The organism is Gemmatimonadetes bacterium SCN 70-22 (assembly GCA_001724275.1).
Classification (GTDB): domain Bacteria; phylum Gemmatimonadota; class Gemmatimonadetes; order Gemmatimonadales; family Gemmatimonadaceae; genus SCN-70-22.
In genome coordinates this window covers 1-9294 of record MEDZ01000078.1, presented here as the reverse complement: position 1 = coordinate 9294, position 9294 = coordinate 1, and the positions used below count along the sequence as shown (strand labels likewise).

Genomic DNA, 9294 nt, shown 5'->3' with positions numbered 1-9294 from the left:
GGGGGCCCCCGCGCCCCTGGGGCGCCGCTTCTACGCCTATCTCGCCGTCCTCCTCCTCTTCACGTTAGGCAACTCCACCGACGCCTTCCTCCTCCTCCGCGCCCGCGACCTCGGCGTCACCGCGGCCATGATCCCCGTCCTCTGGGCGGCGCTGCACGTCGTCAAGTCCGCCGCCTCCACCCCGGCCGGCGCCCTCTCCGACCGGGTCGGGCGCCGCGCGCTCATCGTCGCCGGGTGGGTCACCTACGCCGCCGTCTACCTCGGCTTCGCCCGCGCCAGCGGGCACTGGGCCGCGTGGGGGCTCTTCCTGGCGTACGGCGTCTTCTACGGCCTCACCGAGGGGGTCGAAAAGGCGCTGGTCGCCGACCTCGTCCCCGCCGCGGCGCGCGGGCGCGCCTTCGGGTGGTACAACCTCGCGTTAGGCATCGGCGCCCTCCCGGCCTCGCTCCTCTTCGGCGCGGTGTGGGATGCGTGGGGGGCGCCGGCCGCCTTCACCATGGGGGCGGCGCTGGCCGCGTTCTCGGCGGCGCTCCTCCTGGTGGTCGTCCCGCGGCGGATCGCCCCCTGAAACGCGCGCGGCCGGCGACGCCTTCCGGGAGCGCCGCCAGCCGCAACGACGTCAGGTCCCGCGCGTCAGCGCTGGACCAGGATCAGGTACCGCGACGGGGCCCAGAAGCGCTCCGGGTCCGAGATGTGCAGCGCCCCGCGCACCCGCTGGTTCTTGGTGGCGGCCGCGTCGGTGAAGGCCAGGTCGTGGCGCGAGATCACCTGGTATTCCTTGTCGGCGGCCGGGAAGTTGATCGCGACGTCGCGCTTCTTCGACATCACATGGAAGGCCGAGCGGTCGAGCGCGCGCGCCGGGACCAGCGTCTTGCCGCGTCCGAAGAAGAACTTCGTCCCCCCCTCGCGGCGGACGATCCCCTTGTCGCGCAGCTCCTGTTCCGTCCCGATCGCGACGAAGACCGAGTCCTCGTGCGCGGCCATGGCGCGGTTCACCGTCCCCATCGAGTCGTTGCGGAACGCCAGCACCACGTTGGCGCGCGAGAGCGAGTCCACGCGGGACGCCAGCATCGTGATCTCGGCCTGTTGCTGCTGCACGCTGGCGCGGAGGTCGGCGATCGACCGCTCGTAGGTGCGCAGCTGGGCCACCTGCGCCGTGTCCCACTCCGCGTGCTTGGCCCGCTCGGCGCGCATCTGGCGCACGCGCGACTCGGCGGTGTTCAGGCGGGCCACCACCGCGTCGACCTTCTTCTGCATCGTCGCCAGCTCGCCCGACACCGACCCGACCCCCGTCTCGGGGCGCGTCGTGTCCCGCTTGACGTCGAGGTTGCGCACCTTGGCCAGCGAACCGCTGATCTCGGAGATGATGCGGGCGCTGGTGGCCGCGTCGCCGATGAGGGCGCTCTGCTCGCTGATCTGCCGCTGCTTGGCGGCGAGGAGCGAGTCCTTGAGGAAGATCAGCGAGTCCTTCTGGCGCCCGGAGGTCGCGAGGGCGAGGCCGGTGTCGGCGCCGTGGTACAGCTTCGGCTCGCGGTTGCATGCCGCCGTTAGCGCGAGCGTGAGGAAGAGGATGTATCGACGCATGGTCGGATGGGGATGGCGCTCGTTCGGGTCGCCCCAGCGGGCGATCGGGCGAAGCGGGTGGTGTATGACAGGCCCTCCGCGCAGTGGCAGCGGCAGGACTTGCCGGTGAAATCTAGCGTCACCGGGTTCCCGTAACACGGGGACCGTACCAATACGCAACAGTATTGACGACTCTCCCAGTGTCCTGGGTCACATCGCCTAACGTTCGAGCCGCGATTCGCCTGGAACGGCCTGCGCAAATGTGACCCGCGTCACAACGCTCGCGCCGGGTGGCGTCTCCGGGGAGGATGGCGCGCCCCGGCCCCTGCGGCGCGGCGTTAGGTCCGCCGGTCTCCGGCCCCATGCGGTGCGTCCCACGCATGGGTCAGCGCGCTGTTCAGGATGCTGATTCCCCCGAAGATCACGCCGAGCCGGGTGTGCCCCGCCGCCGCCAGCGCCGTCGCCGCCGCCAGGAACACCCCGAGGCCGAGCAGCAGGCGCAACGCCCGCGGCAAGCCGAACCGCGCCCTCGGTGACACGAACAGCCCCCAGAAGGTCGCCACCGCCACGGGGAGCGCGATCGAAAGCGCGACGCCACGCGCGCGCCCGTCTCCCTGCCGCGCGCCCCACAGCGCGAGGGCGCCGAGGGCGCAGACTTCGAGCACGAAGCGGAGCGCGAGGTTGAACTGTCTCAGCATGCGGCGGAATATCGCGTCAGCGCCGTCCGATGTCCCGCATGGCGGCGTGGCCGCGGCCGCGGGGGCGCGCTACTTCGGCGGGGCGTCGCGCCCCCAATCCGGCTCACTCGTCGAAACCGCCATCGGCTCCGCCCCCGCCCCGGGCGGGAGCCGCCAGAAGTACGCCGAGTCCGCGTGGCACGCGCGGGGAATCGGTCCGCGCCACCCGAAGCGGCGCGCCGGCCACGCCCTATCGGTCGATTGCGGGGTGTAGTTGAACCTTGCGGGCCCGATCATGTGGCGACTCCGCGTCGCCACGTGCGGCACACCGCCGGGGACGCAGATCAGGACGCTGGCGCGTTCCACCTGGTGAAACGCCACCGGGAGCGAGAAGCGCCCCGCCGAATCCGTCAGGAAGCGCTCGATCACGCCATCGCCCCGGTCCAGGAAGACCGGGGCCCCCGCCGCCGGCTCGTCGCCCGGCCCCATGTCGCGCCCCGTGATTCCCCGGTACGCCCACCTCGGGATGAAGGCGGAGACGGCGGACAGCAGGGCGAGTGCGCCGATGACGGCGAGGACGTTGACCTCGGTGCGTCGCATGCGACCTCCCCGGCGTGAGGTGTGGAATGCCGTCAGGCGCGGGGGGCGGCCCGGGTGCGTGGCGCCCCCCGCCTAACGGCGATCAGCCGCGCCAGTAGTTGTTGGCGGCTGCGACCGTCTGGAAGTTGATGGCGATGACGTGCGACGCGGCGGTCAGCGCGTCGGCGGAGTTGGCGTATTCCGGGCGCAGCTTCTTGAGGACGTCGACGTCCGGCTGCGTGTACTTGACGCCGCGGCGGCTCAGGGTGATGGCGAGTTCGAACCCCTCCTGGGGCGTCGCGGTGATCAGGGAAGTCAGCCAGCGCTCCGTCATCGATCCTCCTTGTGGGTGGGCGCGTGAGGGCTCACGCGCGTCCAGCCACCATAGGGCCTTGCGCGGCGCCGAGCCAGAGGCGTTGCGCTCGCGCAACGGTTCCGGTTGGTGCGGTGCCGCGGGCGCACGGCGAATGGCGCACGGCGAATGGCGCACGGCGCACGGCGCACGGAGCGCGGCGCACGGAGCGCGGAGCACGGAGCGCGGAGCACGGAACACGGTGCGCGGAGCACGGAACACGGTGCGCGGAGCATGGCGCCTGCGCCCCCTCAGCGCGGCGTCGCGAGCTTGAGCCCGATGATCCCCGCGACGATGAGCCCCAGGCTCACCACGCGCATCACGTTGGCCGGCTCGCCGAAGAGGACGATCCCGAGTGCCGCCGTCCCGACGGCGCCGACGCCGACCCAGACCGCGTAGGCGGTGCCCAGGGGGAGCGACTTCATGGCGATCCCCAGCAACCCGAGGCTGACGATCATCGACCCCATCGTGGCCAGGGTGGGGAGGGGGCGGGTGAAGCCCTCGGTGTACTTGAGCCCCACGGCCCACCCGATCTCGAAGAGTCCCGCGGTGACGAGGACGATCCAGTTCACGACTGCTTCTCACGAAGGAGGACGATGGCCAGTACCAGGAACCAGAGCTGGTACGCGTACCAGAAGATACGCTCCGCGGCGCCGGTCCATGGCGTGTCGAGTCCCGCCTCGATGCGCGGGGCCGCGCTCCCGCTCCAGGCGCCGAACGCCAGCACGAGGAGGACGGTGACGGCCGTATACGCGAGGAAGCGCCGCCCCGCCGCGAGGGGCGGGTGCCTGGAGCGCGCGGGCGCTCGGGCGGCCATGGCGTTCACCGCCGGCGTCGTGTCACGTTAGGCGTCGCGCCCCCGCTCGGCACGCGCCCGTACCCGGGGGGTGAAGGGGAACCCTGGCGCCGCCACTGCCGGTGGCGCGTCGGCGGGAGGGAGCGACGGCGCCGTGGCGATCGGTATGGCGCCCTCCCGGGCCGCCTCCCGCAGCTGGGCGCGCCCGCCGCGCCAGGCGGCGGCGCCGACCGCCACGGCGAGGAGGTAACCCGGGAGACGCTCGGGGAGCGGGAGGGCGTCGCCCAACAGGAGTTCGGAGCCGACGACCGTGGCGGCCGGGAGGATGCCGGCGAAGAGCGCCAGCGCATGCGACGTCAAGCGATGTCGCCGGTGCAGCGCGTACCAGGCGGCGGCGGCGGAGATCGACGCCACCGCGGAGAGCCCCGCGAGCGCCGGGGAAATGTCGGCGGTGGCGAAGAAGGCCTGGCGAATCGCGTTCGCCGCGCCAAGGAAGGTGGCGCCGGCCAGGAGGGTCTGCGGGAGCCGCATCGGACCAGGCGACGAAGTGTCCAGTTGACGGGTGAGGGCGCGTCGGGGGACGGGGTTACGCCCCCCAGCGCTGCGCGAGCCGGCGTCCCCCCCACATCCCCGCGCCGAAGCCGACCATGCTGACGAAGAAGGCCGTCATGATCCCGACGTGCGCGCCGGCCCACCAGCCCAGCGCGCTCCCGGCCGTCGTCCCTGCGAGCACCAGCAATCGTGTCATGGCGCTCCCGCTCCCGGGTCTTCGCCGACCCGGTCAACGTTAGGGGCTGGCCGCGGCGGAGGGCAAGAGTGCGCGCGGGGCGTATCGCGGCTTCGGGCGGCGTTGCGGCGCGCGGGCGCGACAGCTACTTTGCGATGCAAAGTGGCAGGGGGCCACTGCTGGGTCGTCTGCCTGCGCCGGGAGGAATCGTGAATCGTTGGCTGAGACGCGCGCGCGGCGTGGTCGGCATGGGGGTGATCTGGGCGGTCGTGGGGGCGCTGGCCGGCGGCGTGATCGAACTGGTCGACAACGTCTTCCCCGGCCTGCTCCCCTTCGCGTCGCGCGTCGACATGTGGCCGCAGACGCTGGCCATTCCCGGCTTCATGGGGGGGTGATCTTCGCCGCGGTGCTCATGCTGGCCGGGGGGCGACGCCGCCTGGACCAGTTCTCGCTGCCGCGCTTCGCCGCGTGGGGGGCGGCGGCCGGCCTCCTGCTGGGGAGCATTGGCGTGTCGAACGGGCTCCCCGTCTTCGTGTTGGGGCTCACGACCCTCGGCGGCGCCACGGCCGCAACCGGGGCGTTGCTGCTGGCGAGGCGGGGCGAGCGTCGCGAGATGCTCCACGCGCGGGGCAGGGCGCCAGGGGTTGGGCGCGACGCCGAGGCGCATCACGAGGAGCTTGGCGGCGGCGACGAAGGCTGACCCCCGCGCCGGCACGCCGGTTCACCTAACGAGACGCGTCGGCGTCGTGCGCCGTCTCGCGGCCATGCGGGTTGCCCCCGGGCACGTGGGCCCCGCGACCGTGCAACGACCGCTCGATGCGGCGATCGGGGACGAGCCACATCAAGGCCACCGCCACGTAGAGCACCTGGGCCACGCTGGACCAGAAGAACGTGGAGACGATGGCCAGCAGGTACAGGGCGGGGGAAAGCTTTCCCTTCCAGTCGCTGCCGATGGCGGCCTTGAGCGGCGAGGCGGGACCCTGGGCGGCGATGATGACCCGCTGCAGCACCCAATACGCGATCGCCGCCGCCAGGAGCACCCCGCCATACAGCGCGGTCGGGACCGCGGCGAAGTGATTCTCACCCATCCAGCCGGTGACGAACGGAAAGAGCGACAGCCAGAAGAGGAGGTGCAGGTTGGCCCACAGCATCCCCCCAGTCACCCGGGCGCAGGTGTGGAGCATGTGGTGGTGATTGTTCCAGTAGATCCCGATGTAGATGAAGCTCAGCACGTAGCTCATGAACACGGGCGCGAGCGGGGCGAGCGTGTCGAGGGTGACGCCGTGCGGCACCTTCAGCTCCAGCACCATGATCGTGATGATGATCGCGATCACGCCGTCGCTGAAGGCTTCGAGTCGGTTCGTGCCCATGTCTGTCGTCCGGGGAGTGTGAGCGGAATGCGGCGCGTCAGCTTCGCATCCCGCTCGTGCGGCTGGCGAGCGTGACCAATTCAACGCTGCATCGGCCCCGTCGCTACCCCCCGCTACTCCCCGCGCTGCCCCGCACCGCCCTGCTGCGCACCCGCGACGGCGCCGGGCGCGACCGCGGCCGCCACGCGGGTGGCGGCCACGGCGTCGGCGCATCCCGTCAAGGCGTGCCGGCGTGGCGAGCCGACCCGCGTACCTCTCGGGTGCGGCGTCCCGTCACCGGCTGAGGCGCCGCAGCGCGTTGGCCGCCACGTAGGCGCCGATCTCCCGCCCCTGCGTCAGCCCCGCTTCCGTCGCCAGGCGGAAGTGATAGCCGACGTACACGCGCGAATCGGCATTCTCGCGCGCGGCGTCGGCGACGGTCGCGAAGCGACGCGTCACGAGCGGGAGCGACCCGCTGGTGGTGGCGATGGCCGGCCCCCGTCCGGGAACCAACGCCTCGATGATGGCGGCGCCGGTGCCGCCGGCGGTGGCATGGGCGCTGGGGTAATCGGGGACCGGCGGCGTGGGGAAGGCGAGCACCTGCCACGACGGATCGGGATCGGTGAGCGGGTTGCCGTCGGTCGCCGCCAGCGCCACCGCGCTCACGGGACGCCAGAAGTTGTAGTGGTACTTCGCCTCGAGACTCGACGCATACGAGTCGAACTCACCCATCTGCAGCACGGCAAGGAGGTGCGCCGTCTCCCATGCGTCGAGCTGTCGTTGCGACGCCACCACGCCGGCGATCCGGTTCCACCCCGTCGGCGAGTTCTCGACCCAGAAGAGCGCGATCTCCGTCTGCTCCGCGCTGCGCGCCGGGCAGGCTGCACAGCCCAGGGCCTTGATCTCCTGGAAGTCCTGGGTGTAGCGCGCGGTGAGGACGGCGGCGGCGTTCGACACGGCGCCGTAGGGGGGAGGTGCCCGGAACTGCGCCGTCGACTGCACGACGAATGGCGTGACCGTCGCGCCCCACAGCGAGGCGTCGGCAAAGCCGCCGGTGCCGAAGAAGTCGAACGCCGGCGTGTTGAACGGGAAGGTGAACTGGTAGTCGCCGGGGTGGCTCCCCGGAGTGTACGGCGCGACGCCGCCGGTGGCCGTTCCGTCGTTGGCCCGGCGCGCCAGGATGGCGGCCGCGACGCGATGGCCGAGGGCCACGCCTTCGGCGCTGCCGCTCGGGGTGCCTAGCGAGGTGATCGCGGCGCCGTACCAGGCGTCGACCGCTCCCTGGGCGGCGGGGACGGCGCCCAGCATCGCATCGTGCGCGGCGGTGAGGACGGCGACGGCGGGGTGGGCCGACGGCATGAGGGGACCGGTGTCGGCATAGCGCTCGTAGCGCGGGACGATGGCGTTGAGGGCGTCGTGCATCGCCACGTTGCCGATGGCGTAGAGCCTCGCCTCGACGAAAGGTGCGAGCGGCGCGCCGGGGGGGACGAGCGCGGGGGCCGAGGCGACGAGCTGCGCATTGCCGTCGCGGACGGCACGGAGCGCCGCGTTGGCCTCGGGGGCGGGGACGCCCCCGGCATCGCGTAGTGGGGCGACTCCGGTCGGGAGGGCGTTGGGGATCGAAGCATCGGGCGAGCACGCGGCGGCGGCGATGGCCAGCGACACCAGCGTGGCGCGGCGCATGAGGAGGGGGCGCATCGATTCTCTCTCCGGCTGAGGCGAGCGTTGCCACCGGCGCCGGCACTGGTGCGGGGGCACGAGCTCACGTGATCGGACGCGCGAAGCTAGGACGCCAGGGGAAGAGGCGTCAAAAGACGGTTTGTCGACGGGGCCACTCGGATGGGCGGGCGACTGGTGAAGTCGTGTGCGGGGCGGACGCGCTGCCGCAGCGATTTGGGTGCCGTGAGCGTTTCATCGGCGAGCGCCGGCGTGGCCGTGGCTCTCTCCTGTTGCTCCTCCACCTGTCGTGCGCCGCCGCAAGCCGTGCGCGTGCGCGGGTCCACCTCGTGCTCTCCTTCCATGCGCGTCCGGCTCCTCCTCCCCCTCCCCCTTGCCCTCGCGGCCGCCGCGTTCGACGCGGCGGCCCAGGACGTCGACTACCACCGTGCCGACGTGATCCGCACGGCGGGGACGTACGTCCTCGGCGCCTCCATCACCCCCCTCTGGCTCGACGACAGCGTCCGCTTCGTCTACACGTCGACGGGGAGGAACGACCGGGGGACGGTGTACCTCGTCGATCCCGCGCGCGCGAGCCGCCGCGTCTACTTTGACCACGGGCGGATGGCGGCGGTCCTGTCCGTCACCGCCGACACCATCGTCGACCCCGCTCGCTTTCCCGCCTTCACCCCCGTGGACAGCGGCCGGGCCATCGAGCTGCTGCTCCACAAGCAGGCCGTGCGCTGTGATCCCGCCAGCTACAAGTGCGTGGCGCGCGACAGCATCGCGTGGGCGCTCGAGCGCACCCTGAAGGCGGGGCCCTCATGGGCCAGCCGCTCGCCCGACCGGAAGTGGGACGTCTTCGCGTGGCGGCACAACCTGTACCTGCGGCCGTCCGCCCTGTCCGACTCCGACGCCGTGGCCGCCGCCGATTCGGTGCGGCGGGCGCGGAGCGACACCACCGCCCGCAACGCCGCTGGCCGTCAGGGGCAACGGCGGGGCGCGCGGCAGGACTCCATCCCGCTCCCGCGCGGCTCCATCGCCCTCACCACCGACGGCGAGCGCCTGTTCGCCTACGGTGGCACCAACCGCGAGGTGGCCGCCGACACCGCCAAGCCGCGCCCCACGCGCGTGAACGTCAACTGGACCACCGATTCCCGCCGCTTCACCGTCCATCGCGAGGACCTGCGCGGCACGCGCATCTACCCGATGTACTCGTCCACCGGCGACCAGCCGGTGGACCGCAGCTACCACTACGCGGTTCCGAGCGATTCCGTCGTCCCCACGCATGTCACGCACGTGATCGACATCGTCGACCGCACCAACGTGCGCGCCAAGGCCGATCCCACGCCGCAGACCACCGTCGGCACGCGCACGATCTGGAACCGCGCCGGCGACAAGTTCTTCATGCTCAACTCCAATCGCGGCCCCTCCCGCATCTCGGCGCTCCTGGTGGACGCCAGGACCGGCGACGCGAAGGTCATCGCCCGCGACTCGTCGGCCACCTGGGTGGAGCTGTCACACCAGTTCCTCCGCGAGAACTGGGAGGTGGAGAAGCGGAGCGACGACCTGGTCTGGTGGTCGCAGCGCGACGG

9 protein-coding genes and 3 pseudogenes are annotated in these 9294 nt (G+C 72.2%); 3 read left to right on the top strand and 9 right to left on the bottom strand.

Features of this window, described 5'->3' with window-relative positions; translation table 11 throughout:
• Positions 1–568, top strand: a pseudogene (locus ABS52_19470) (MFS transporter).
• A gap of 65 nt (positions 569–633) precedes the next feature.
• Here the strand turns inward: ABS52_19470 and ABS52_19465 are convergent.
• The 7 genes from ABS52_19465 to ABS52_19435 all read right to left on the bottom strand — a co-directional run bounded on the left by ABS52_19465 (position 634) and on the right by ABS52_19435 (position 4498).
• On the bottom strand, positions 634–1584 hold the full coding sequence (locus ABS52_19465) for a hypothetical protein (protein ODS99915.1): 951 nt from the start codon (positions 1582–1584) through the stop codon (positions 634–636).
• A gap of 317 nt (positions 1585–1901) precedes the next feature.
• Complete coding sequence (locus ABS52_19460; GenBank protein ODS99914.1) at positions 1902–2261, bottom strand: hypothetical protein; 360 nt, start codon at positions 2259–2261, stop codon at positions 1902–1904.
• A gap of 69 nt (positions 2262–2330) precedes the next feature.
• Positions 2331–2840: a hypothetical protein gene (locus ABS52_19455; protein ID ODS99913.1), complete on the bottom strand. Its 510-nt coding sequence runs from the start codon at positions 2838–2840 to the stop codon at positions 2331–2333.
• Between the two features lie 82 nt (positions 2841–2922).
• Positions 2923–3153 carry a peroxidase gene (locus ABS52_19450; GenBank protein ID ODS99912.1) on the bottom strand — a complete coding sequence of 77 codons (231 nt, stop codon included), beginning with the start codon at positions 3151–3153 and terminating at the stop codon, positions 2923–2925.
• Positions 3154–3422: 269 nt separating this feature from the next.
• On the bottom strand, positions 3423–3743 hold the full coding sequence (locus tag ABS52_19445; GenBank protein ODS99911.1) for a molecular chaperone: 321 nt from the start codon (positions 3741–3743) through the stop codon (positions 3423–3425).
• Entirely contained in the window at positions 3740–3997 is a 258-nt protein-coding gene (locus tag ABS52_19440) for a hypothetical protein (GenBank protein ODS99910.1), read from the bottom strand. Before ABS52_19440 ends, ABS52_19445 begins: the two co-directional genes overlap by 4 nt.
• An 18-nt stretch (positions 3998–4015) precedes the next feature.
• Positions 4016–4498, bottom strand: a complete 483-nt coding sequence (locus tag ABS52_19435) for a hypothetical protein (protein ID ODS99909.1) — start codon at positions 4496–4498, stop codon at positions 4016–4018.
• Between the two features lie 587 nt (positions 4499–5085).
• Between ABS52_19435 and ABS52_19430 the strand changes: the two genes are divergently transcribed.
• Positions 5086–5394, top strand: a complete 309-nt coding sequence (locus tag ABS52_19430; GenBank protein ODS99908.1) for a hypothetical protein — start codon at positions 5086–5088, stop codon at positions 5392–5394.
• A gap of 103 nt (positions 5395–5497) precedes the next feature.
• Here ABS52_19430 and ABS52_19425 read toward each other — a convergent pair.
• Positions 5498–6064 (bottom strand): annotated as a pseudogene (locus tag ABS52_19425) (hypothetical protein).
• A 273-nt stretch (positions 6065–6337) separates the two neighbouring features.
• Positions 6338–7726: a hypothetical protein gene (locus ABS52_19420; GenBank protein ID ODS99907.1), complete on the bottom strand. Its 1389-nt coding sequence runs from the start codon at positions 7724–7726 to the stop codon at positions 6338–6340.
• Positions 7727–8062: 336 nt separating this feature from the next.
• On the opposite strand from ABS52_19420, the pseudogene ABS52_19415 reads away from it, so the two are divergent.
• Positions 8063–9294 (top strand): annotated as a pseudogene (locus tag ABS52_19415) (hypothetical protein).